The 21,774-nt window shown below is 71.2% G+C and carries 21 protein-coding genes and 1 pseudogene; 13 read left to right on the top strand and 9 right to left on the bottom strand.

Features of this window, described 5'->3' with window-relative positions:
- Window positions 1-19 precede the first annotated feature (19 nt).
- From mmpB to ACFY04_RS34475, 3 genes are all read right to left on the bottom strand, one after another.
- Entirely contained in the window at window positions 20-154 is a 135-nt protein-coding gene (mmpB, locus tag ACFY04_RS34485) for a morphogenic membrane protein MmpB (protein WP_263411711.1), read from the bottom strand.
- Window positions 155-233: 79 nt separating this feature from the next.
- Window positions 234-440 carry an acyl-CoA carboxylase epsilon subunit gene (locus ACFY04_RS34480; RefSeq protein ID WP_301374521.1) on the bottom strand — a complete coding sequence of 69 codons (207 nt, stop codon included), beginning with the start codon at window positions 438-440 and terminating at the stop codon, window positions 234-236.
- A gap of 21 nt (window positions 441-461) precedes the next feature.
- Complete coding sequence (locus ACFY04_RS34475; RefSeq protein ID WP_389123092.1) at window positions 462-2,057, bottom strand: acyl-CoA carboxylase subunit beta; 1,596 nt, start codon at window positions 2,055-2,057, stop codon at window positions 462-464.
- Between the two features lie 131 nt (window positions 2,058-2,188).
- Here ACFY04_RS34475 and ACFY04_RS34470 point away from each other — a divergent pair, with 131 nt between their 5' ends.
- From ACFY04_RS34470 to hutH, 5 genes are all read left to right on the top strand, one after another.
- On the top strand, window positions 2,189-3,055 hold the full coding sequence (locus ACFY04_RS34470; RefSeq protein ID WP_301367020.1) for a biotin--[acetyl-CoA-carboxylase] ligase: 867 nt from the start codon (window positions 2,189-2,191) through the stop codon (window positions 3,053-3,055).
- Window positions 3,056-3,250: 195 nt separating this feature from the next.
- Window positions 3,251-4,414 carry an adenylate/guanylate cyclase domain-containing protein gene (locus ACFY04_RS34465; RefSeq protein WP_389123089.1) on the top strand — a complete coding sequence of 388 codons (1,164 nt, stop codon included), beginning with the start codon at window positions 3,251-3,253 and terminating at the stop codon, window positions 4,412-4,414.
- Between the two features lie 155 nt (window positions 4,415-4,569).
- Window positions 4,570-5,370 carry an enoyl-CoA hydratase/isomerase family protein gene (locus ACFY04_RS34460; RefSeq protein WP_389123086.1) on the top strand — a complete coding sequence of 267 codons (801 nt, stop codon included), beginning with the start codon at window positions 4,570-4,572 and terminating at the stop codon, window positions 5,368-5,370.
- A 118-nt stretch (window positions 5,371-5,488) separates the two neighbouring features.
- A complete protein-coding gene (locus ACFY04_RS34455) occupies window positions 5,489-6,604 on the top strand; it encodes a GGDEF domain-containing protein (RefSeq protein ID WP_301367017.1) in 1,116 nt (371 codons plus the stop codon).
- Between the two features lie 107 nt (window positions 6,605-6,711).
- On the top strand, window positions 6,712-8,253 hold the full coding sequence (gene hutH / locus ACFY04_RS34450) for a histidine ammonia-lyase (RefSeq protein WP_389123292.1): 1,542 nt from the start codon (window positions 6,712-6,714) through the stop codon (window positions 8,251-8,253).
- A 66-nt stretch (window positions 8,254-8,319) separates the two neighbouring features.
- On the opposite strand, the gene ACFY04_RS34445 is transcribed toward hutH, so the two are convergent.
- Window positions 8,320-8,670: a hypothetical protein gene (locus ACFY04_RS34445; protein WP_389123083.1), complete on the bottom strand. Its 351-nt coding sequence runs from the start codon at window positions 8,668-8,670 to the stop codon at window positions 8,320-8,322.
- A 107-nt stretch (window positions 8,671-8,777) separates the two neighbouring features.
- On the opposite strand from ACFY04_RS34445, the gene ACFY04_RS34440 reads away from it, so the two are divergent.
- The 4 genes and pseudogenes from ACFY04_RS34440 to ACFY04_RS34425 form a co-directional block, all read left to right on the top strand.
- Complete coding sequence (locus ACFY04_RS34440; protein ID WP_382542457.1) at window positions 8,778-9,119, top strand: hypothetical protein; 342 nt, start codon at window positions 8,778-8,780, stop codon at window positions 9,117-9,119.
- A gap of 134 nt (window positions 9,120-9,253) precedes the next feature.
- Window positions 9,254-10,522, top strand: a complete 1,269-nt coding sequence (locus tag ACFY04_RS34435) for an Ig-like domain-containing protein (RefSeq protein ID WP_389123081.1) — start codon at window positions 9,254-9,256, stop codon at window positions 10,520-10,522.
- A gap of 179 nt (window positions 10,523-10,701) precedes the next feature.
- Entirely contained in the window at window positions 10,702-11,661 is a 960-nt protein-coding gene (locus ACFY04_RS34430) for a GNAT family N-acetyltransferase (protein WP_389123078.1), read from the top strand.
- Between the two features lie 249 nt (window positions 11,662-11,910).
- Window positions 11,911-12,027: pseudogene (locus ACFY04_RS34425) on the top strand (alcohol dehydrogenase); the annotation flags it as partial.
- Window positions 12,028-12,097: 70 nt separating this feature from the next.
- Here the strand turns inward: ACFY04_RS34425 and ACFY04_RS34420 are convergent.
- The 5 genes from ACFY04_RS34420 to ACFY04_RS34400 form a co-directional block, all read right to left on the bottom strand.
- Window positions 12,098-12,700 (bottom strand): hypothetical protein, encoded by a 603-nt coding sequence (locus ACFY04_RS34420; protein WP_389123076.1) that lies wholly within the window; start codon window positions 12,698-12,700, stop codon window positions 12,098-12,100.
- Window positions 12,697-13,365 (bottom strand): peptide-methionine (S)-S-oxide reductase MsrA, encoded by a 669-nt coding sequence (gene msrA / locus ACFY04_RS34415; protein ID WP_389123074.1) that lies wholly within the window; start codon window positions 13,363-13,365, stop codon window positions 12,697-12,699. Before msrA ends, ACFY04_RS34420 begins: the two co-directional genes overlap by 4 nt.
- 78 nt (window positions 13,366-13,443) lie before the next feature.
- Window positions 13,444-14,598: a hypothetical protein gene (locus tag ACFY04_RS34410; protein WP_389123072.1), complete on the bottom strand. Its 1,155-nt coding sequence runs from the start codon at window positions 14,596-14,598 to the stop codon at window positions 13,444-13,446.
- Entirely contained in the window at window positions 14,595-16,193 is a 1,599-nt protein-coding gene (locus ACFY04_RS34405) for a M48 family metallopeptidase (RefSeq protein WP_389123070.1), read from the bottom strand. The genes ACFY04_RS34410 and ACFY04_RS34405 overlap by 4 nt, the downstream gene beginning before the upstream one ends.
- Before the next feature lie 264 nt (window positions 16,194-16,457).
- Window positions 16,458-17,564, bottom strand: a complete 1,107-nt coding sequence (locus tag ACFY04_RS34400) for a hypothetical protein (protein ID WP_389123068.1) — start codon at window positions 17,562-17,564, stop codon at window positions 16,458-16,460.
- 74 nt (window positions 17,565-17,638) lie between these two features.
- Here ACFY04_RS34400 and ACFY04_RS34395 point away from each other — a divergent pair, with 74 nt between their 5' ends.
- From ACFY04_RS34395 to ACFY04_RS34380, 4 genes are all read left to right on the top strand, one after another.
- Complete coding sequence (locus tag ACFY04_RS34395) at window positions 17,639-18,796, top strand: cystathionine gamma-synthase (RefSeq protein ID WP_389123066.1); 1,158 nt, start codon at window positions 17,639-17,641, stop codon at window positions 18,794-18,796.
- A gap of 221 nt (window positions 18,797-19,017) precedes the next feature.
- Window positions 19,018-20,628 (top strand): recombinase family protein, encoded by a 1,611-nt coding sequence (locus ACFY04_RS34390; protein ID WP_389123064.1) that lies wholly within the window; start codon window positions 19,018-19,020, stop codon window positions 20,626-20,628.
- 502 nt (window positions 20,629-21,130) lie between these two features.
- Window positions 21,131-21,367 carry a hypothetical protein gene (locus ACFY04_RS34385; protein WP_389123062.1) on the top strand — a complete coding sequence of 79 codons (237 nt, stop codon included), beginning with the start codon at window positions 21,131-21,133 and terminating at the stop codon, window positions 21,365-21,367.
- A 2-nt stretch (window positions 21,368-21,369) separates the two neighbouring features.
- Window positions 21,370-21,696 (top strand): hypothetical protein, encoded by a 327-nt coding sequence (locus ACFY04_RS34380; protein ID WP_389123060.1) that lies wholly within the window; start codon window positions 21,370-21,372, stop codon window positions 21,694-21,696.
- Window positions 21,697-21,774: the final 78 nt, after the last annotated feature.

Here is a 21,774-nt window from a genome sequence, read left to right as displayed (position 1 = left end):
CCGCACCCCCCGGACAGCACTAGAAATGGCCCACACCCAGGACGTACACCACCACGAGCATGGCGAGGGCGAGCACCAGGGTCAGCCGCCGGATCATCGCCTGCGCGTCGCGCATGTCCTTGGGCGGCTCGTTCTTCGGGTCGGACCAGAGCATGTCTCGATCCTGGCCCGGGAACGGGTGCGGCGCCTGAGTACGGGTACTCAGGCGCCACCGCCCGTTCACATCAATCGGGCTACGCGGGCCAGTACGTACGGCCCCAGGCCCGCGGCCCCGGATGCGGAACCCGGCGCCGGGCCACCCGGGCCGGCGCCGACCACTCGTCCGCGACCGGCGGGGCGCCCGACGGTGCCATGGCCAGCACCGCCGCGCGCGCTTGGACCACCGCCAGTGCGGCGGCCAGCTCCTCCGGGGTCGGGTTGCCCTTGACGACCTTGATCACCACAGAGTCCTCCTGGAGGGGCTAGAGCGGGATGTTGCCGTGCTTCTTCGGGGGCAGGGACTCCCGCTTGGTGCGCAGCTGCCGCAGTCCCTTCACCACGTGCGCCCGGGTCTCGGACGGCATGGTCACCGCGTCGATGTACCCGCGCTCGGCCGCCGTGTACGGGTTGAGCAGCGCGTCCTCGTACTCGGCGATGAGCCGGGCCCGGGTCTCCTCGGCGTTGCCCGCCTCCTCCGCCTCGGCGATCGCGCGGCGGTGCAGGATGTTCACGGCGCCCTGCGCTCCCATGACGGCGATCTGCGCGGTCGGCCAGGCCAGGTTCAGGTCCGCGCCGAGGTGCTTGGAGCCCATGACGTCGTACGCACCGCCGAAGGCCTTGCGGGTGATGACGGTGATCAGCGGAACGGTGGCCTCGGCGTACGCGTAGATCAGCTTCGCGCCGCGCCTGATGATTCCGTTGTACTCCTGGTCCGTGCCCGGAAGGAAGCCCGGGACGTCCACGAAGGTCAGCACCGGGATGTTGAAGGCGTCGCAGGTCCGGACGAACCGCGCCGCCTTCTCGGAGGCGTCGATGTCCAGGCAGCCGGCGAACTGCATCGGCTGGTTGGCGACGACACCCACCGGGTGGCCCTCGACCCGGCCGAAGCCGGTCAGGATGTTCGGCGCGAAGAGCGACTGCGTCTCCAGGAACTCCGCGTCGTCGAGCACGTGCTCGATCACGGTGTGCATGTCGTACGGCTGGTTGGCGCTGTCCGGGATCAGTACGTCGAGCTCGCGGTCGGCGTCGGAGACCTCGGTGTCCGCCTCCTCCGGGAAGGCGGGCGGCTCGGAGAGGTTGTTCGACGGCAGGTACGCGAGCAGTGACTTCACGTACTCGATGGCGTCCTTCTCGTCGCCCGCCATGTGGTGCGCGACGCCGGACGTGCTGTTGTGCGTGCGCGCCCCGCCCAGCTCCTCGAAGCCGACGTCCTCGCCGGTGACCGTCTTGATGACGTCCGGGCCGGTGATGAACATGTGCGAGGTCTGGTCGACCATGACCGTGAAGTCGGTGATGGCCGGGGAGTACACGGCACCGCCCGCACAGGGCCCGACGACCAGGCTGATCTGCGGGATCACGCCGGACGCGTGGACGTTGCGGCGGAAGATCTCCCCGTACATGCCCAGCGCGCTGACGCCCTCCTGGATCCGGGCGCCGCCGGAGTCGTTGATGCCGACGAGCGGGCATCCGGTCTTCAGCGCGAAGTCCATGACCTTCATGATCTTCTGGCCGTAGGTCTCGCCGAGGGCCCCGCCGAAGACGGTGAAGTCCTGCGAGAACACGGCCACCGGGCGGCCGTCCACCGTGCCGTAGCCGGTGACGACGCCGTCGCCGTAGGGCCGGGTCTTCTCCAGCCCGAAGCTGGTGGAACGGTGCCGGGCGAACTCGTCGAGCTCGACGAAGGATCCCTCGTCCAGCAGCAGGGCAACCCGCTCACGCGCCGTCAGCTTGCCCTTGGCGTGCTGCTTCTCCACGGCACGCGCGGACCCGGCGTGGGTGGCTTCGTCGATGCGGCGCTGCAGATCCGCGATCTTGCCCGCGGTGGTGTGCATGTCGATCGGCTCTGACGGATGTGACATCGGGGTCGCGGCTCCCTGCGTGGTGTCAACTGCCTGGTCAATTGATTGACTACTGCTGGCTACTGGTGCGTAGCGTATCGGCGGGCATGGCGCTCGGCAGTGCGGCGTTTGACACACCTAATGTGGCTTGCATGACGCCATCAGATGCCTCAGCAGGTGCTTCCGCCGGTCGCTGGTCGAGCCTGGACCGGCCGCCCCTCAATGCCGCCGCCCTCCAGAGGGCCCTCGTCACCGGGGACGGGCTGTGGACCTCCGTGGAGGTCGTCGCCAGTACCGGGTCCACCAATACCGACCTTGCCACCCGGGCGGCGGAGCTGCCCGAGGGGGCCGTGCTCGTCGCCGAGGAGCAGAGTGCCGGGCGCGGGCGGCTGGACCGGAGCTGGGTCGCGCCCGCGCGGTCGGGGCTGTTCTTCTCCGTCCTGCTCAAGCCGGGCGACGCGGTGCCGCAGGAGCGGTGGGGGTGGCTGACCCTGCTGGCCGGCGTGGCCACCGCGACCGGGCTGTCCCGGGCGGCCGGCGTGGACACCGCCCTCAAGTGGCCCAACGACCTGCTGGTCAGTGTGGACGGCGAGGAGCGCAAGACCGGCGGGATCCTCGCCGAGCGGGTCGAGGACGGCGTGGTCCTCGGGATCGGGCTCAACGTCAGCCTGACCGAGGACGAGCTGCCGGTACCGGCCGCGGGGTCGCTGGCGCTGGCCAAGGCCTCCGTGACCGACCGTGACCCGCTGCTGCGGGCCGTCCTGCGGTCCCTGGAGGAGTGGTACGGGAACTGGCGCGCGGCCGGCGGCGACCCCGCGGCCAGCGGCCTCCAGGAGACCTACGCGGCGGGCTGCGCGACCCTCGGCCGGCACGTCCGCGCGGAACTGCCCGGCGGGCGCACCCTCACCGGAACGGCCGAAGCGGTGGACACCGATGGCCGCCTGGTGATCCGTACGGCCGAGGACCGGCACGAGACGGTGGGCGCGGGCGACGTCATCCACCTGCGTTCCGTGCACTGACAGGGGCGCGGGTGCCGGGTGCGGCGCCGCCCCGGGGCCGCGGCCCCGGGACCCGCACCCAGGCAGCGGTCGGTCCGGAAGCGGGGAGGGGGAGTGAGCTACGGCACACCTGCCGTATGGTTTAGGCGATCCCGGTGCTCGTGGTGATCAACCGGTTCGCAGGGCAGTGCGCACGGAATGGACAGGAGGCGGCCCTTGACCGTCGACGACCCTACGTCCAGCGCGTCCGCCGGTGGCGGCTCCGCGTCCGGCCCGGGCACCCCGATCGGCCGTGACCAGCACACTCCGCACCACGAGGTCGATCACACGGCCCAGCCGACGGCGGATCCGCTCGCCATCCGGCTGGAGCAGCTGATCCTCGGTGCCGAGCGCCGGTACACGCCCTTCCAGGCCGCCCGGAGCGCGGGCGTGTCCATGGAGCTGGCCTCGCGCTTCTGGCGGGCCATGGGCTTCGCCGACATCGGGCAGGCCCGGGCGCTCACCGAGGCCGACGTGCTGGCCCTGCGCCGGCTGGCCGGTCTGGTGGAGGCCGGGCTGCTGTCCGAGCCGATGGCCGTGCAGGTGGCGCGGTCCACCGGGCAGACCACGGCCCGGCTGGCGGAGTGGCAGATCGACTCGTTCCTGGAGGGGCTGACGGAGCCGCCGGAGCCGGGCATGACCCGTACGGAGGTCACGTACCCCCTGGTGGAGCTGTTGCTGCCCGAGCTGGAGGAGTTCCTCGTCTACGTGTGGCGGCGCCAGCTGGCGGCCGCGACCGGGCGCGTGGTGCAGGTGGCCGACGACGACGAGATGGTCGACCGCCGGCTCGCGGTGGGCTTCGCCGACCTGGTGGGCTTCACGCGCCTGACGCGGCGGCTGGAGGAGGAGGAGCTCGGCGAGCTGGTCGAGTCCTTCGAGACGACCGCGGCGGACCTGGTGGCCGCGCACGGCGGCCGGCTGATCAAGACCCTCGGTGACGAGGTGCTGTACTGCGCCGACGACGCGGCGACGGCGGCGGAGATCGCGCTGCGGCTGATCGAGACGATGGAGCTCGACGCGCAGATGCCCGAGCTGCGGGTCGGGATCGCCTTCGGCACGGTGACCACCCGGATGGGCGATGTCTTCGGGACCACGGTGAACCTGGCCAGCCGGCTCACGTCCATAGCCCCCAAGGACGCGGTGCTGGTGGACGGGGCGATGGCCGCGGAGCTCTCCCGGACCGGGGCCGCTCCGGTGTCGGAGAAGGAGGCCGAGACGGCGCCCGACGAGGGGGCGTCCTACCGGTTCGCGCTGCAGCCGATGTGGCAGCGGCCGGTGCGCGGGCTCGGCGTCGTGGAGCCCTGGTCGCTGACCCGCAGGAAGCCCAAGAACCCCGCCTGACGCGACTGCGGGCCCCGTGCGGACGGGCGGGCCCCGTGCCTCCTGCCGACGGGCCGGGGCACAGCCGTGCCCCGCAGCGGCGCAGCCTTGACCCGGTGGCCTCCCCGCGCACTAGAGTGCGGCGATAACGCTCGTTAACCGAGAGGGTCGCAGGCATGTCTGAGCAGCGCTTCGGAGAGTTCGTCGCGGTACGTCGGGAGGGCGACGGGCACGTCGCGGAGCTGGCGATGGACCGCCCCAAGGCGATGAACGCGGTGTCGACGGAGATGGCCCGGTCGATCGGCGCCGCCTGTGCGGCGCTCGCGGCCGACCGGTCGGTGCGGGTGGTGGTGCTGTCCTCCACCGCGGAGCGGGCCTTCTGCGTCGGGGCGGACCTCAAGGAGCGGAACTCGCTGTCGGACGCCGAGCTGGTGCGGCAGCGGCCGACCACGCGGGGGGCGTACGGGGGCGTGCTGGAGCTTCCGGTGCCGACGGTCGCGGCCGTGCACGGTTTCGCGCTGGGCGGCGGCTTCGAGCTGGCCCTGGCCTGCGACGTGATCGTCGCCGACGAGACCGCGGTCGTGGGCCTGCCCGAGGTGTCGGTGGGCGTGATCCCCGGCGGCGGAGGTACCCAGCTGCTGCCGCGCCGGGTGGGTGCGGCGCGGGCCGCCGAGCTGATCTTCACGGCGCGCCGGGTGGAGGCGGCCGAGGCGCTGTCCCTGGGGCTGGTGGACTCGGTGGTCCCGGCCGGTCAGGACAGGGCCGAGGCGCTGGCCCTGGCGTCCCGGATGGCGGCGAACTCCCCGGTGGGTCTGCGGGCGGCCAAGCGGGCGCTGCGGCTGGGGCACGGGATGGACCTGGCGGCCGGTCTGGAGATCGAGGACGCGGCCTGGCGGACGGTGGCCTTCTCCGGGGACCGGGCGGAGGGCGTGGCGGCGTTCAACGAGAAGCGCAAGCCGAACTGGCCGGGGGAGTAGCCCGCCGCTGTCCGCCTGTCCGCCTGTCCGCCTGTCCGCCCGTCCGGCGGGTCCCGGGCGGTGTCTCCCCAGCGGCGTCACGCGTACCAAATCGGACAAAAGTCCCTAGCCTGGTGTGATGGGAGTTGACGGGCGGCTACGAGCCGTGGTGGGACTCGCTCAGGCGATGGCCGCGGCGTGCGCGCCGCGGGACAGTGTGCGGGCGGCCGCGCGGGGGGCTCGCGTGGCGCTGGACGGCTCGTTCGCCGCGATCTCCGCGTGGGAGCGGGAGCGGGGGCGCCTGCGGGTGCTCGTGAACGAGGGCGAGCGGCGGGCGGGCGAGGAGGAGTTCCCCGAGGACGAGTCCTACCCCGTGCACGACTTCCCCGAGATCACCGAGTTCCTGCACGAGCTCTGGGTGGGCGGCGGCGGCCCGCACGCCTGGGTCGAGAGCGCGGTCGGCGACCGGCCGGGGCGGCGCGGGGAGGCCCTGCGCCGCCGCGGCCGCGGGACCTGTGTGGTCGCGCCCATCGTGCTCAGCGGCCGCGCCTGGGGCGAGCTGTACGTCGCGCGGGACGAGGGGCTGCCCGACTTCGACGAGGACGACGCCGATTTCGCCACCGTGCTCGCCGCCGTGGTCGCGGCCGGTCTCGCGCAGAACGAGCGGCTGGAGGAGGCCCGGCGGCTCGCCTTCACCGACCCGCTGACCGGGCTCGCGAACCGGCGGGCGGTTGACATGCGGCTCGACGAGGCCCTGGAGGAGCACCGGCGGACCGGGGTGGTCGTCAGCCTCGTCGTCTGCGACCTGAACGGGCTGAAGAAGGTCAACGACACCCTCGGCCACGCCATGGGCGACCGGCTCCTGGAGCGGTTCGGGTCGGTCCTGAGCCTGTGCGGGGCGATGCTGCCCGGATCGCTGGTGGCCCGGCTCGGCGGCGACGAGTTCTGCCTGGTCGGGGTCGGCCCGACGGCGGACGAGATCGTGCGCGTCACCGAGGAGGTGTGCACCCGGGCGGCCGAGCTGGAGCTGGGCGAGGGGGTGGCCTGCGGCGTGGCCTCCACCGGGGACCCGATCGGGCTGGTGAAGTCCTCCCGGCGGCTGTTCCGGCTGGCGGACGCCGCCCAGTACAAGGCGAAGGCCGCGCGCTCGCCGAAGCCCGTCGTGGCGGGCCGGGACACCGCGGTGGTCCGGCTCGCGGACGCCGCCGCCGAGGAGGCTCCCGGGGAGCGGCGCCGCTTCCGCGGCCGTCAGTGACCGGCCGCTCGCGCTACCGGCCCGTAAGGGGTCCAGCCGCGCCGCGATCGTGACAATTTCAGCTAGTGACATGAAGCGATTCAATCCGTAGGGTGCTGAATATGGATATGCACACTGTCGTGGTGGGGACGTCCGGGACCACCGCCGAGGACGTCATCGCCGTAGCCCGCGGCAACGCACGCGTCGAGCTCTCCGCGGAGGCGCTCGACGCACTCGCCCGGGCCCGCGAGATCGTCGACGCCCTCGCCGCCAAGCCCGAGCCCGTCTACGGGGTGTCCACCGGGTTCGGTGCGCTCGCCTCCCGGCACATCAGCCCCGAGCTGCGCGCTCAGCTCCAGCGCAACATCGTCCGCTCGCACGCCGCCGGCATGGGCCCGCGCGTCGAGCGGGAGGTCGTCCGCGCGCTGATGTTCCTCCGCCTCAAGACCGTCGCCTCCGGTCACACCGGCGTACGCCCCTCCGTCGCGCAGACCATGGCCGACGTGCTCAACGCGGGGATCACCCCCGTCGTCCACGAGTACGGCTCCCTGGGCTGCTCCGGCGACCTCGCGCCGCTGTCCCACTGCGCGCTCGCCCTCATGGGCGAGGGCGACGCCGAGGGCCCGGACGGCACCGTCCGCCCCGCCGGCGAACTGCTCGCCGAAGCCGGCATCGAGCCCGTCGTGCTCCGCGAGAAGGAGGGCCTCGCCCTCCTCAACGGCACCGACGGCATGCTCGGCATGCTGGTCATGGCCCTCGCCGACCTCGGCAAGCTCTACACCTCCGCCGACATCACCGCCGCCCTCACCCTGGAGGCGCTGCTCGGTACGGAGAAGGTGCTCCAGCCCGAGCTGCACGCCATCCGTCCGCACCCGGGGCAGGGTGCCTCCGCCGCGAACATGGCCGCCGTCCTCAAGGGCTCCGGGCTCGTCCGCCACTACCAGGAGGAGACCGCCCCGCGCGTGCAGGACGCCTACTCCGTGCGCTGTGCCCCGCAGGTCGCCGGCGCCGGCCGCGACACCATGGCGCACGCCGCCCTGGTGGCCTCCCGCGAGCTGGCCGCCTCCGTCGACAACCCGGTGGTGCTGCCCGATGGGCGCGTGGAGTCCAACGGCAACTTCCACGGGGCCCCGGTCGCCTACGTGCTGGACTTCCTCGCCATCGCGGCCGCCGACCTCGGTTCCATCGCCGAGCGCCGCACCGACCGGCTCCTCGACAAGAACCGCTCGCACGGCCTGCCGCCGTTCCTCGCGGACGACGCCGGCGTGGACTCCGGTCTGATGATCGCCCAGTACACGCAGGCCGCCCTGGTCAGCGAGATGAAGCGGCTCGCGGTGCCGGCCTCGGCCGACTCGATCCCCTCCTCCGCCATGCAGGAGGACCACGTCTCGATGGGCTGGTCGGCCGCGCGCAAGCTCCGTACCGCCGTCGACAACCTGACGCGGATCATCGCGATCGAGCTCTACGCGGCCACCCGCGCCATCGAGCTGCGCCACGGGCTGACCCCGGCCCCGGCCAGCCAGGCCGCGATCGCGGCCGCCCGCGCGGCGGGTGTGCAGGGTCCCGGGCCGGATCGTTTCCTCGCCCCCGACCTGGCCGCCGCCGACGAGTTCGTCCGTACGGGCGGCCTCCTGGCCGCGGTGGAGCCGGTGACGGGTCCGCTCGCCTGACGGCAGGCCGCGTACACGGCGAAGGGCCGCCCCGGGACCAGGTCCCGGGGCGACCCTTCGCCGTGTCTACAGCGCGTGCGAGCGGCGGACCGAGAAGGTCACGAAGCCCGCGCCGACGCCGAGGAAGAGGGTGCCGCCCAGGAGGTAGGGGGTGGTGTCCACGGATCCGGTGTCGGCGAGCAGGGGCTGCGGGTGCGAGGCCGGTCCGGAAGTCGTTCCGGTGACCGTCCCGGGGGCGTCGGAGCCGTCGGAACCGGTCGCGCCGGTGGCCGCCCCGGCGGTGTTCGCGCCCGCGGGCACGCCGGAACGGGTCTCCTCGGCACCGGCTGAGGTGGCGCCCGCCGAGGGTACGAACCACAGGGCGGCGAGGAGGGTGGTCGCTCCGAGAGCGGTGAGCAGCGGTCGGCGTGCGGACACGGTGCGATCCCCCTTGTGGCAGCAGCGAATTGGCCGTGTGCGGTGATGCTACGGAAAGGGGCGGGTCGTGGGAAAGTCGGGGCTTCCGCGGGCTTACTCTCCGTCGTATGAACGCTTCTGAGACATCACGTTACGTACGACTTCGGGTGGATTTGGTGCTGGAAGTGCCGGACGTCCAGGCACTCACCGGAGCCGCGCTCGACCACATCAAGGCCGACGAGTTCATGCCGGACGAGGAGCGCGGCCACGCCGAGTCCGCCGTCCGCGAGGACGAGTCGGAGGCCCTCGCCTACCTCGTCGACCCCACTGACCTGGTCGCGGACATCCCCGGCGTGGAGCTCGCCCAGGCCTCCTGGAGCAGCGAGCCCGTCGAATACGACCCCGAGTCCATGGAGTGGGACCTGGACGAGGAAGATGGGGACTTCGACGAGGAACCCGACAACGCCTGACCGTGTGGTGGACCACATCCGAACGGAATGTGGAACCGGCCGGTGCCGTTAACGCGTTGTCAGGACCAGGCAGGGGGTCTGCCCCCTGCCCGGCCAACCCCGGGGACGGCCAGCCTCCGGGGTATCCGGCAACGATGGAGTGGCGTGTGAGGACGGACAGTATGCGGCGGAGAAGGTCCCTGGTGGCCATATCCGCCGTGCTCGGTGGGGTACTGATGCTCACGGCATGCGGCGGCGGGGACGACGCGAAGCCGAAGGGCTCCGAGACCGGCAAGGCCCAGGCGGACGCCGACGCGGCAGCCGCCAAGGACACCTCCAAGGCCAAAATAACCATCACGCCGAAGGACGGGGCCACGAACGTCGGCCTCAACGACGCGGCCAACGTGGCCGTCGCCGACGGCACCCTCACCCTGGTCGAGCTGAAGACCAGCGAGGGCACGGCCGTGGCCGGCAAGATCGCCGCCGACGGCAAGAGCTGGAAGCCCGACGCCGCGCTGAAGCGCTCCACGAAGTACGCCCTGGCGGCGACTGCCAAGGACGCCGACGGCAAGGAAGCGCACGAGAACGCCTCCTTCACCACCATCTCCCCGGAGAACAGCTTCGTCGGCTCGTTCATACCGGACGAGGGCCAGACGGTCGGCGTGGGCATGCCGGTCTCGATCACCTTCAACAAGCCGATCCAGGACAAGAAGGCCGTCCAGGCGGCCATCTCGGTCAGCTCCAGCAGCGGCCAGGAAGTCGTCGGCCACTGGTTCGGCACCCAGCGCTTGGACTTCCGCCCGGAGAACTACTGGCAGGCGAACTCCACCGTCACCATGAAGCTGGCGCTGGAGGGCGTCCAGGGCGCTCCCGGCGTCCAGGGCGTCCAGAACAAGACCGTCACCTTCAAGATCGGCCGCAGCCAGGTCTCCGAGGTCGACGTGAAGAGCAAGAAGATGACGGTCACCCGGGACGGCGCGGTCATCAAGACCATCCCGATCTCGGCGGGCTCCCCGGAGAACCCGACCTACAACGGTCAGATGGTGATCTCCGAGAAGTTCAAGGAGACCCGGATGGACGGCTCCACCGTCGGCTTCAAGGACAGTGAGGGCAAGGGCGAGTACGACATCAAGGACGTCCCGCACGCCATGCGGCTGTCCCAGTCCGGCACCTTCATCCACGGCAACTACTGGGGCGCCGACTCGGTCTTCGGCAGTGCGAACACCAGCCACGGCTGTGTCGGCCTGAACGACGCCAAGGGCGCGGGCGACCCGAACCAGCCCGCCGCGTGGTTCTTCGACAACTCGCTCATCGGCGACGTGGTCACCGTGAAGAACTCCCCGGACAAGACCATCAAGCCCGACAACGGCCTCAACGGCTGGAACATGGGCTGGGCGGAGTGGAAGGCCGGCTCGGCCGCCTGACCTCCAGCACCGCGCACGCCGGACGGCGGGGACCCTTCACGGGGTCCCCGCCGTTCGTCTTGGGCGCGTGTTCCGGCGCGGCGCGGCCCAGCGCGGGCGGGGCCGTGCCGGTCAGGCCCCGGTGACGGTGACCGAAAACCGCTCAGCGACGGGCCCGGGGCACGTCTAGTGTCGGCGGCATGATGATCCACTCCCTCGACCTTCCTCCGACCGACGCCGCGATCGACGCCTGGCTGGCGGTCCTGACCGACGCAGGGGCCGCCGATCTGCCGCAGCAGCCCGTACCGTCCCGCAGGGAGGTCGCCGGGCGGCTGTGCGTCAGGCCGGCGCGCGGCCGGCCCGTGCTCTGGGCGACGGACGGGGGCGAGGGCGTAGCGGCCCTGGTCCTGTTCACGGACGAGGGCAACACGCACACCGCGTTCCTGGACGTGCTGACCGTACGGCCGCAGGAGCGGCGCCGGGGCGCGGGTACCGCCCTGTGGGAGAGGGTCCGCGAGCAACTGCTCGCGGACGGCCGGACCTCGGTCGCCACCCTGGTGGACCTGGGCGGCCCGGGGCAGGCGTTCGCGGAGTCGCTCGGCTTCGAGAACGTCCTGCCGATGGCCTGGTACGAACAGGAACTCCCCGCCGACGGGGCCGCGCAGGTCCCGGCCACCCCCGGATACGAGCTCCTGACCTGGCACGGCCTGGTCCCCGACGCCTGGGCGCCGGCCGCCGCCGCGGCCCACGAGGCGATGGAGGACGCGCCGAGCGGAGAGATGGACGAGCGGATCCCGGTCTGGACGGCGAAGTGGCTGCACGCCATGCAGCAGGTGATCATCGACCGGGGCGGGGAGCTGATCACGGTCGCAGCCGTGACCGACGCCGGCGAGGTGGCGGCGTACACCGAACTCGTCCTGCCGGACCCCTCGGGCCCGCGCGCCCTCCAGTACGACACGGTGGTCGTCCCCGGCCACCGCGGCCACGGCCTCGGCCGTGCCGTGAAACAGCGCATGGCGGCCGAAGCCGCCGCACGCCACCCGGCGCTGCGCCACATCGCCACGACGGTGGCCGACGCGAACACCCCCATGCGTACGGTGAACGAGTCCATCGGCTACCGGCGGGGGCGCGGGGCGGGCATCTTCCAGCTCAAGCTGTAGCCGGATCCGGATCCGGACCCCGGCCGCCGTCGGCCGTGCCGCCGATCGCGCCGGTCACCGGGTGGCCGAGCGTTCCGCCCCTGCTTCCGCCGAGCGCGCGGGCGCCTGCCCGGGTGCCTGCGCGGTCGCCGGCACGGCCGACGGGGCCGACCACGACGCCGGCAGACGCAGCGCGTCCGCCGACGGGGAGCCGGGGGCGGCGTGGAAGGTGACCAGCGACTGCGCCGGGTCGTCCGGAAGCTTCAGCGTCTGGAGGACGGCCTGAAGCTGGGCGCCTCCCACTTCTACGCCACCAGCGACGAGGCCACGTTCGAGGAACTGGCCGGCCGCTTCGACCTGATCCTGTCCACCGTCTCCGCGCCGCTCGCTCCTCCTTCGACCACACCTCCTGGGCCCGCCCGTACGTGACGGTCGTCTGACCCGGCTCCGGCCGGCCTCAGTACCCCTGGGGATGCGCGGACAGCCAGTCGGCGTGCCGCTCGCGCATCCGGTCCCGCTCCTGCGACGTGGGGAGGATGACATCGGCGCCGCCGTCGTACGGGTGGTACATCCGGGTGAGCCCGGCATCCGTGACGAAGGTGCCCGACAGCCTGTCGTCGGCCACCGCGCGCAGCAGCCGGTCGAGGCAGCCCCGCTGCCAGCGGCGGCGGTCGGCGTAGAAGTACCAGCGCGTGTGGAAGGCCGGATCCGGGTCGTAGGTGTCGTCCTCAGTGGTCCACAGCGTGCCCTCCGGGTGGAAGGCACGCCGCTTCACCGACCGGTCCGTGTGCTCGGACACCTCGGACCAGCCGGTGGTCACCACGTACACCTCGTCGCCCGCGAAGAGCTCGTCCAGGACCGTGTTGTACCGGTCCAGGAGCACCGCGTACTCCGCCTCGCCGTCCGGGTAGCGCTTCGACTCCGGCAGGCTGTGGAAACGCACCCACCGGTGGGCGTACACCGTCTTCAGCTCGTGCGGGAACAGCGGGCCGGGAGGCCTGTGCCCCCGCCACAGACGGGTCAGCGCTTCGTGCGCGGGGTCGACGACGGGGGCACTCACGCCCCGGGGGCCTTCGCCACACCGATCGGGCAGGACACGCCCGTGCCGCCGATGCCGCAGTAGCCGCCCGGGTTCTTGTCCAGGTACTGCTGGTGGTGCGCCTCCGCGGGCCAGAGGGGGCGCTCGGCCGCCGGCAGCACCGCCGTGGTGATCGGGCCGTAGCCCGAGGAGGCCAGGACCTGCTGGTAGGCCGTCCGGGAGGCCTCCGCCGTCGCCTGCTGGTCAGGGGAGTGGGTGTAGACCGCCGAGCGGTACTGGGTGCCGACGTCGTTGCCCTGGCGGAAGCCCTGGGTGGGGTCGTGGGACTCCCAGAACAGCTTCAGCAGCGCGGCGTAGGAGACCTGGGACGGGTCGAAGACCACGCGAACCACCTCGGTGTGGCCGGTCAGACCCGAGCAGACCTCCTCGTAGGTCGGATTCTCGGTGAAGCCGCCCTGGTAGCCGGCCAGCGTGGTCCACACCCCGGGGGTCTGCCAGAACTTGCGCTCCGCGCCCCAGAAACAGCCCAGACCGAAGTCGGCGACCTCCAGGTGCGCGGGATAGGGGCCGGACAGCGGATTGCCCAGCACGGTGTGCCGGTCGGGCACCGGGAACAGCGGCTCCGCGCGGCCCGTCAGGGCCTCCTCGCGGGTGGGGAGCTCGGGCGTACGGCGGTACGAGAACATGGATTCCCTCCTTGTGGGAGTGACAACGTGCGAAGGGCGGGCCGGGATTCCCCGACCCGCCCTCCGCGACCGCACGGGTCACAGACCCGGCGTCACCTCGCGCACCGCCCAGTCCCGCGCGTGCACGTAGCGGGACTTCGGCCAGTAGTACCAGGGCATCGCCCCGATGTGTCCGTCGATGTGGCGGAACTGCTCGACCGCCTCCGCGTCCCGGTCCTGCCAGAACAGGAACCACGCGAGCGGGTGACGCAGCCGGATCGACCGCCAGTCGCCCGGATCGGCCGCCGCCAGGTCGACGAGGGCGGCATCCACCGCCGCGACGACCTCCGGCTCCTTGAAGAAGGTCTCCGGCTTGAGGTCCGACTCGTGCAGTTCCTGCTCGACGTAGGCGATGAGCGGCAGCACGGACAGCAGCTCACCCGGCTCGGCCTTGGCGGCGCACTCACGTGCGAAGGCGAGCGCCAGCTCGTGCGAGCCGCGCCACTTCTGGCTCCAGTACTGCATGGCGTTCGTGTGGGCCGACAGGTTCTTCGGGTCACGCGTCATGATCTGCGACCACAGCTGCTGGTACTGCTCGTGCGGGTAACCCAGGCCCAGGCTGACGGACTGCTCCACCATGTACGGAACCGGGTCCGCGGGGTCCGCCAGCCGCTGGGCCTCATGCGCCAGCTCCTGCGCCTTGGCCAACAGCTCGTGGAAGATCCGGAACTGCTCCTGGGTGGTGTGGCTGGCCCGCGCGGAGCCCCGCACGTTCCACGCCACCAGGACGCCCGTGTCCGCGTTCACCAGCGCCGCGGACGCGTCCGACGGCCTGGCCGCGCGCCAGGCCAGCAGCCAGGTGTCGTCGTCGGCAGCCACCTCGGACAGGACGCGGACGCGCTGCCAGCGCTCCTCCCAGTCCTGCCCGGCCGCCTCCAGATAGGCCGCGCCCGCTTCCCAGTCGCCGGCCTTGACCGCCGCGACGGCGGCGGTCCGCTCGGGCGGCACGGGCAGTGCGTTGTCCGTGTCGAGGTCGGCCTCCGGTACGAAGCCCAGCGCGACGACCGCCGCGGCCTGCCGCGCCTTCCGCTCGGCCTTGGCGGCGGCCGTTTCGGCGTTCGTGGCGTCGGTCCGGCCCTCGATGACGGCGATCTCCGCCTCCAGCCGCTTCGCCTTGCGGATGTAGTAGACGCCGCGCAGAACCTTGAACGCGCCGAACAGCAGCACGGCGCCCAGGATGTAGAGGCCGATCACGGGGCAAGCACCAGCTTTCGCAGGGATTCGGTGTCGGGCAGGTCGGCGACGGCCGCGTCCAGGGCCGCGCCCAGGCGGTCCTCGAAGCCGTCGGCCGGGTAGCTCAGGGAGGCCGAGTCGGACCAGGACAGCTGCCAGCGGGCGGCGCCGCGGGCCGTCAGTTCGACGGTGACCAGCTGGTTCAGGGCGCGCCGGACGACCGGGCGGGCGAACTCGCGGGCCGTGCGGCCGGTGGCCGCCTCCGCCTCCTCCGACTTCGGGAAACGGTCGGCGATGCGCCAGCGCACCGCCGGGTCGGCGTCGAACGCGTCCAGCACGGCGTCGAGCCCGGGGCCGGCGCCCTCGGCGGCGAAGGCCTCGCGGATGTCTTCCGCGCCCTCGCCGACGTACTTGGTCATGGACTCGTGGACGAGGTCCTCCCAGTCGACCCGCTTGAGCGCGAGCGCCTCCGGGGTGAGGACGACCTGCTCCAGCGCGGCCAGCGCCGCGTCGGCGTCGGCCAGCAGCTCCAGGGCCGGCCGGGCGGCCTGCCCGGCGCGGCCGTCGTCGGGCAGGGCCTCGATGCGGGCCACGCGCTCGGCGAGCGCGGGGTGGGAGTCGTAGGGGGAGGTGGGCTCGGTCGACAGTTCCTGGCGCAGCTCGTCCAGGTCGGCCGAGCGCGCGGCCAGGAGCCGGCGCAGGCCGCCGAAGACCTCGCCCGGGCGCGGCAGCAGGCCGGCGCCGACACCGAGGGTGGCGTAGGAGCCCATGTAGAAGTCGTGCGCCGAGCCGAGGGCGTTCAGCTCGCGCAGCGCGGACGCGGCGGAGTCGCGGCCGGCGACCCGGACCGAGGCGAGGTCGGCGGCGAGCTCCTGGCGGCGGGAGGTGGAGCGGGTGGCGCGCATGTAGAAGTTGCCGTACGCGATGTAGATCTTGGCCATGGCGCGGTACATCGCGCCCTCGCCCGCGGTGTCGACGCCCTTGGCCTTCTTGCCCTTGGCGATCCGCTTCTCGTCCTTGCGCTCCTGCTTCGCGCGCTCCTTGGCCACCTTCTTGTCGGCGCGGTCGTGGAAGTAGCCGATGGTGCGGATCAGTTGGGCTCGGCCGCGGGCGATCAGCGGGGTGAGGCGTGTGTCGAAGTTGGCGTAGTGGCCCATCTCGTGGGCGAGCACCGCGCGCAGCTGCATCTCGTCCAGGCCCGTCATCAGCGGCAGGCCGAGGTAGAGGCGGCGGGTGCCGGGCCGCAGGCCCAGCAGCTTGGCGTCCTCGCCGACGGCCGCGTTCACCTCGTCGATCAGCACGATCTCGTCGGGGGCGCGGGTGCCGACCTGCTGCGCGATGTCGCGCACGACCGCCCACAGCTCGGGCTCCTGCGCCTCGGTGACCGTGACACCGGCCAGGGGCTCGCCCTTGGGGGTGCGCAGCATGAACATGCCGCGCACGATCGGGACGGTGAGGACCAGTGAGACGAGGACCAGCTTGGCCACGATCGGGCCGTGCAGTGTGGTGACGACGGCGTAGTCGATGCCGCCGAGCGCGGCCAGCAGGAACACGCCGAGCAGGTAGAAGCCTGCGAGCAGGACGAGAGCGCGCAAGGCGCGCAGTGAAGCGCCCATATGGACAGATCCCCCCACGGGAACGAAAAAGAATGGGTGGCAGGGCAGAAGGCCACGGCCACCGCCGCATCATGCGGCCTGTGATTACTTACAGCAACTTTATTCGCCAAGGATCCCCGCGGGCACCCGGGGTGGACACACCGGGCAGTGCGCCCACCCCACCCCGCGCAGCGCCACGGCCCCGGCCGGGCAAAGCCCCACCCCGCCGGGCCGAACCACCGCCCCGTCGGCCAAGACCGTGGATCCGTAGACCGGCCCGGAGGGCTACCGCGCCAGCGTCGCCGGCGACCCGCCGTTCGCCTCGTACCCCGCCACCGCCATCGCCCGGTACAGCGCGTACGCCGCGGCCGGGTTGTCCGCCTCCGACCACGGCAGCGCGCCCACGTACCCGTCCACGTGCCGCACCTGCTCCATGGCCTCCGCCCAGCGCTCCATGCAGACCAGGAACATCAGCAGCAGGTGCCGTACGTGCGCCACCATCGGGTCGTCCTGCCGCGCCGTGTGCACCGCGTACAGCGCGCCCTCCACCGCCCGCGTGACGACCGCGCCCCGGAAGAAGCTCGGGCTCAGCACGATGTCCGGCTGGTTCTCGCGCAGCGCGAACATCGGCAGGGCCGCCAGCAGCGAGCCCTGCGGGGCGCGCGCCGCGGCCGCGTGTGCGAAGGCGTCGGCCTTCTCCCGCGAACCGTGCCACTTCGCACCCCAGTAGTGCAGCGCGGCGAGATGGGCGCCCATGTGCTCCGGGGCCCGGTCGACGACCTTCGCCCACAGCTCGTCGAACTCCGCCTCCGGGTACGCCAATCCCCGCGCGATCGCCAGCTCCGTGATGTACGGGACCGGGTCCCCCGGGGCCAGCGGCGCGGCCTTGCGGCACGCTTCCCGGGCCTCCTCCAGGATGATCCGGTGGTCCTCGGAACCGACCCCGCCCGAGTGCCGCCACGCCTGCTGCACCAGCAGCTCCGCGTGCACCTGCGCGCCGCCCGGGTCCTTCTCCGCCTCCAGCCGCCACGCCTTCAGCCACTGCGCGCCCGTCCCGGGCTGCGCCATCAGTTCCAGGGCCGCGGCCCCGCCGAAGGCCTGCACGCGCTGCCAGCGCCGCTCGCCCTCCCGCGGGGTTCCGGCGAGCAGCTGCGAGGCCGCCTGCCACCGGCCGGTGAGCCGTACGTTGTCGAGGGCGTCCATCAGGTCCTGGTCGGGCCCGGGGATGCGGATGTCGAGTTCTTCCTGCCGGTCGAATCCGTAGTTCGCCGGATCGGCGGCGTCGGGGCTGCCCGGCGCGACCAGGCGGATACCACGGCGCCGGCGACGTATGTACGGACCGACGATGAACACGATCATGAGCATCGCGAACACGAACCACAGAATCTCCATGCCTCCAGCGAACCAGACCGAGGGGGGAGCAGGCCAATAGGGGGCCCGGCCCGGGCCGGGCATAGCATCGGACCATGAGCGACGACAGCCACGAGCACCAGAGCTTCGAGACCCGCGCGATCCACGCGGGCAATACGGCGGACCCGCTGACCGGCGCGGTCGTGCCCCCGATCTACCAGGTCTCCACCTACAAGCAGGACGGCGTCGGAGGGCTCCGCGGCGGCTACGAGTACAGCCGCAGCGCCAACCCGACCCGCACCGCGCTGGAGGAGAACCTCGCGGCCCTGGAAGGCGGCCGTCGCGGTCTCGCCTTCGCGTCCGGACTCGCCGCCGAGGACTGCCTGCTGCGTACGCTGCTCGCCCCGGGCGACCACGTGGTCATCCCGAACGACGCGTACGGCGGAACCTTTCGCCTCTTCGCGAAGGTCGTCTCCCGCTGGGGCGTGGAGTGGTCGGTAGCCGACACCTCCGATCCCGAGTCGGTACGCGCGGCCCTCACCCCGAAGACGAAGGTCATCTGGGTCGAGACCCCCTCAAACCCGCTGCTCGGCATCACCGACATCGCCGTGGTCGCCGGCATCGCGCGCTCGGCCGGCGCCAAGCTGGTCGTGGACAACACCTTCGCCTCGCCGTACCTCCAGCAGCCCCTGGCGCTGGGCGCGGACGTGGTCGTGCACTCGCTGACCAAGTACATGGGCGGGCACTCCGACGTGGTCGGCGGCGCGCTGGTCGCCGCGGACGCGGCGCTGGGCGAGGAGCTGGCCTACCACCAGAACGCGATGGGCGCGGTGGCCGGGCCGTTCGACTCCTGGGTCGTGCTGCGGGGCATCAAGACCCTGGCCGTGCGCATGGACCGGCACGCGGAGAACGCGGGCAAGATCGTGGAGCTGCTCAAGCGCCACCCGAAGGTCACCAAGGTCCTGTACCCGGGCCTGCCCGAGCACCCGGGTCACGAGGTCGCGGCCAAGCAGATGCGCAACTTCGGCGGCATGATCTCCTTCCAGGTCGCCGGCGGCGAGGAAGAGGCGGTCGCGGTCTGCGGCCGCACCAAGATCTTCACCCTGGCCGAGTCCCTGGGCGGCGTCGAGTCCCTGATCGAGCACCCGGGCCGCATGACGCACGCGTCGGTGGCCGGCTCGGCGCTGGAGGTCCCGGCGGACCTGATCCGCCTGTCGGTCGGCATCGAGAACGCCGACGACCTCGTAGCGGACCTGACCCAGGCCCTGGGCTAGCCCGCCCCCCCCGCCGGGCCCCGCCCGGGCCCGGCGGCCCCCAGCCCTTCCGGCTGCGCCGATTCCAGCCTCGCCGGCGTTTGAGGCGCGGGGTCTGGTGTAGGTCCAACACCCTGGGACCCACCGGCTAGCGGGACGTATCCGCAGGTCACATGGGGTACAACATGGCTACGGCTACCCTCGCGCGCTCTGCCCGGCAACCTTTGCCCTCTACCTATGGCATGGAAACGACAACTCATCAGGGCGTGTGCCCCTGCCACGGCCGCCCGTGGGTGGACCTGCTGCTACGTAAGTCGAAGGTTGTCCGCGAGGGTGAGCGCGCCCTGTCCATCCGTGCGCAGGAGGACAGGGGCCGCGCGTGGGCCGACGAACACGGCTACTGCGTTCGCAAGGTCTGGAAAGAGAACCTGTCCGCCTGGTCGGACGTGCGGCGCCCGCGGTACGACGCTGCCATGGCTGCCGTGATGAACGGCGAGGTTCCGTGCCTCTGGGTGTACGCGCTCGACAGGTTCAGCCGCAAGGGTGCGGAAGCGGTGGTGCCGATCCTCGGTAAGGCACGCGTGATCTTCGACTATGAGCGGCTTGACTCGATGGACGAGCGGGACCGCCGTTGGATCATCGACCGGGCCGAGAACGCGCGGGAATACTCGCAGCGGCTGAGCCACAACGTGCGCACCACGAAGGCTAAGCAGCAGCGCGAGGGACGGTGGCTGTCCAAAGCCCCGTTCGGGCTGGTTGCCGACCCCCTGACACGCAAGCTCACTCCCGACCGGAGTCCGTACCTTTGCTTGGTGGACGGACGGCGGGAAGTCACTCCATGGGAAATCGTGTGCCGCATCTTCCGCGAGATCGCCAATGGCACTCCATCGCGGGTGCTGTCTCGGATCATGAACGCTGAAGGACTCCGGACCGGTACCGGAGTGTTCTGGCGGGCTGATGCTATCCGGGCGATCATCATCCACCCCGTATACGAGGGGTGGCTCACGCACTCGCCGGGTGGTAAGGCGCATAAAGACCGGGTCCGGTTCCTGAACCAGGCGGGCGAGCCCGTACGGGTCGTCACGGCAGAGGTACTGCCCGACATGATCTCGGCAGACTTGGCCGCGCGAGCCCGCCGTGTACTCAGCGGCAACCAGATCATCCCGAACGCGCCCAAGGAAGGGCGGCTTGTTCATGCACTCAGCGGGAAATTGAGGTGCGCGGGCTGTGGAAGTTCCATGTCCATGGAAAGCCAGTCGTATAACTGCAACCGGCGAGCTGCCGAGGCAGGATGCCCCCGCCCCGCATCAGTTACCCGCACCGCTATAGAACGGTACGTAGTGCAAGCATGGTCGGCGCAACTGCACGCGGCTGGTGATGAGGACCCACTGTTGATCGCGGTTGCTGAGCGGTGGCAGGTTCTTTCCCGACCCGACGAAGGCGCAGTGCTCAAGGAAGCACGGGCGGAGCTCAAGGCGGCGCAAGCCAAGCTAGACAAGTTCATGGCGGACGACGCTGCCGACTTCTACACGGGCCGCTCTGCCAAGTACCGCATCCCCCACAAGAACGCAGCGGAGCAGCGGCTAGACGCTGCCGAGGAGCGCGTGAAAGCACTGTCAGGCAGCGGGCGAGTGGATCTCACATTCCTCATGGAGGGGCACGCCGAGACGACATGGCACGCTGCTGACCCGATCTTGAGGCGCGACTTGCTCGGCCTCGCCATCAACAGCGTGATCGTCACAAAGTCCCCCGGAAAGGGCAAGCGGTTCGACGGAGCCGAGCGCGCGACGATCGTTTGGGCGACCCCCGAGGGTGGTGAGCCCGCAGGAGACGAGTTCGAGCAAGCGGCGTAGCTCGCTGTACGGCCCGTGACAGCCCCGGTTGGTCCCCCCTTGGCCGCCGGGGCTTTCTGCTGCCCGCAGACAGGCTCCCAAGGCTGCCCCTCCGAGGACTGGGCTGCCCAGCCCTACAGCGGACGAACGGTGTTGGAGTGACGGTTACAACCGGTTTTTTAGTAACACGTAAAAAAATATAGAAGAAGAGAGACAGCCGTCTCAAACGGCACTGCGTCACTAGCCCCCCTCGCGCCCCTTGCTCTACCCAGCAGGTAGGGAAATAGAGCGGAAGCTGGCCGCCGAGCCGGCAAGGGTTGCTCTCTACAGAGACCGGAGCAAGGCAGAGCGAAAGAGTCGCGGGAAACCTCCGCCCTCCACTACTTCAGAGAGTGGGCTACGGCGTACCCGCACAACAGGGGAATCTGGCGGACCGAGTATCTGCGCAACAGTGCTGCCCGCTCACCACGTACCCCGCTAGGACGGGGGTTATTTCGTACCCGCGAACAGGAAACGGAGAGCCATGAACGACAGTCTCAGCCGGTACAACCACCTGGGCGGCAAGCGCGACAAAGATCGGAACCGGGCGGACGCCTGGGCGCGAGATGAAGCAATGGAGCGTCTGGCTCGCCTCCGGGATTCCAGTCCGGAGGCGTATGACCGCATGGGTCCCCTTGTCCGCATGAGTCTGGGTCACTACGAGAACGACAAGAAGATTGCCGCGCAGTATGGGCGCGACGTAAACAAGGGTGGTAATTGAGTATGTCTTCTGAGATCGAGAAGGCGGCGGCGCAGGTCGCCAAGCTGCGCGCGCAGACAGAAAGGCTGTCGGGTCCGCTCGCCGACGCCGAAGCGCTGCTGAGGGCAGCGGAGGACGCCGAGTCCGTTCGACGTGCTGAGCGTGCGACTGACTACAACCGTCGAGTGGTCGAGACGTGGCGGGAGCGCGCTGACACTGTGGCCAGGTCCGGTGACGCTGCCCGGGAACGGTTCCTCGATGCGCTGTCCGTTGAGCCGTGGTTCGCTGCCTACGTTGAATGCCGGGCCGCCCGGCATAAGCGTGGGCACGTTCTATTGAGCCGAAACTGATGGGTTTCCTATTGGATCGTGTAGCGGACGTGCCGGCCGTGGAAGTAGCCGGTCACGATGTGGGGTTGCCGCTGCCGG

Source organism: Streptomyces sp. NPDC001549 (assembly GCF_042894025.1).
GTDB classification, from domain to species: Bacteria; Actinomycetota; Actinomycetes; order Streptomycetales; family Streptomycetaceae; genus Streptomyces; species Streptomyces kutzneri.
Note: the sequence above shows the minus strand (reverse complement) of the source record. Positions and strands in the feature narration are given on the sequence as shown.

Bases quoted from the DNA above. Each gene is read 5' to 3' on its own strand.
- mmpB (WP_263411711.1), bottom strand. From the start codon at position 154: ATGCTCTGGTCCGACCCGAAGAACGAGCCGCCCAAGGACATGCGCGAC.
- ACFY04_RS34475 (WP_389123092.1), bottom strand. From the start codon at position 2,057: ATGTCACATCCGTCAGAGCCGATCGACATGCACACCACCGCGGGCAAG.
- ACFY04_RS34470 (WP_301367020.1), top strand. From the start codon at position 2,189: ATGACGCCATCAGATGCCTCAGCAGGTGCTTCCGCCGGTCGCTGGTCG.
- ACFY04_RS34460 (WP_389123086.1), top strand. From the start codon at position 4,570: ATGTCTGAGCAGCGCTTCGGAGAGTTCGTCGCGGTACGTCGGGAGGGC.
- ACFY04_RS34455 (WP_301367017.1), top strand. From the start codon at position 5,489: ATGGGAGTTGACGGGCGGCTACGAGCCGTGGTGGGACTCGCTCAGGCG.
- hutH (WP_389123292.1), top strand. From the start codon at position 6,712: ATGCACACTGTCGTGGTGGGGACGTCCGGGACCACCGCCGAGGACGTC.
- ACFY04_RS34440 (WP_382542457.1), top strand. From the start codon at position 8,778: ATGAACGCTTCTGAGACATCACGTTACGTACGACTTCGGGTGGATTTG.
- ACFY04_RS34435 (WP_389123081.1), top strand. From the start codon at position 9,254: ATGGAGTGGCGTGTGAGGACGGACAGTATGCGGCGGAGAAGGTCCCTG.
- ACFY04_RS34430 (WP_389123078.1), top strand. From the start codon at position 10,702: ATGATGATCCACTCCCTCGACCTTCCTCCGACCGACGCCGCGATCGAC.
- msrA (WP_389123074.1), bottom strand. From the start codon at position 13,365: ATGTTCTCGTACCGCCGTACGCCCGAGCTCCCCACCCGCGAGGAGGCC.
- ACFY04_RS34405 (WP_389123070.1), bottom strand. From the start codon at position 16,193: ATGGGCGCTTCACTGCGCGCCTTGCGCGCTCTCGTCCTGCTCGCAGGC.
- ACFY04_RS34400 (WP_389123068.1), bottom strand. From the start codon at position 17,564: ATGGAGATTCTGTGGTTCGTGTTCGCGATGCTCATGATCGTGTTCATC.
- ACFY04_RS34395 (WP_389123066.1), top strand. From the start codon at position 17,639: ATGAGCGACGACAGCCACGAGCACCAGAGCTTCGAGACCCGCGCGATC.
- ACFY04_RS34390 (WP_389123064.1), top strand. From the start codon at position 19,018: ATGGAAACGACAACTCATCAGGGCGTGTGCCCCTGCCACGGCCGCCCG.
- ACFY04_RS34385 (WP_389123062.1), top strand. From the start codon at position 21,131: ATGAACGACAGTCTCAGCCGGTACAACCACCTGGGCGGCAAGCGCGAC.
- ACFY04_RS34380 (WP_389123060.1), top strand. From the start codon at position 21,370: ATGTCTTCTGAGATCGAGAAGGCGGCGGCGCAGGTCGCCAAGCTGCGC.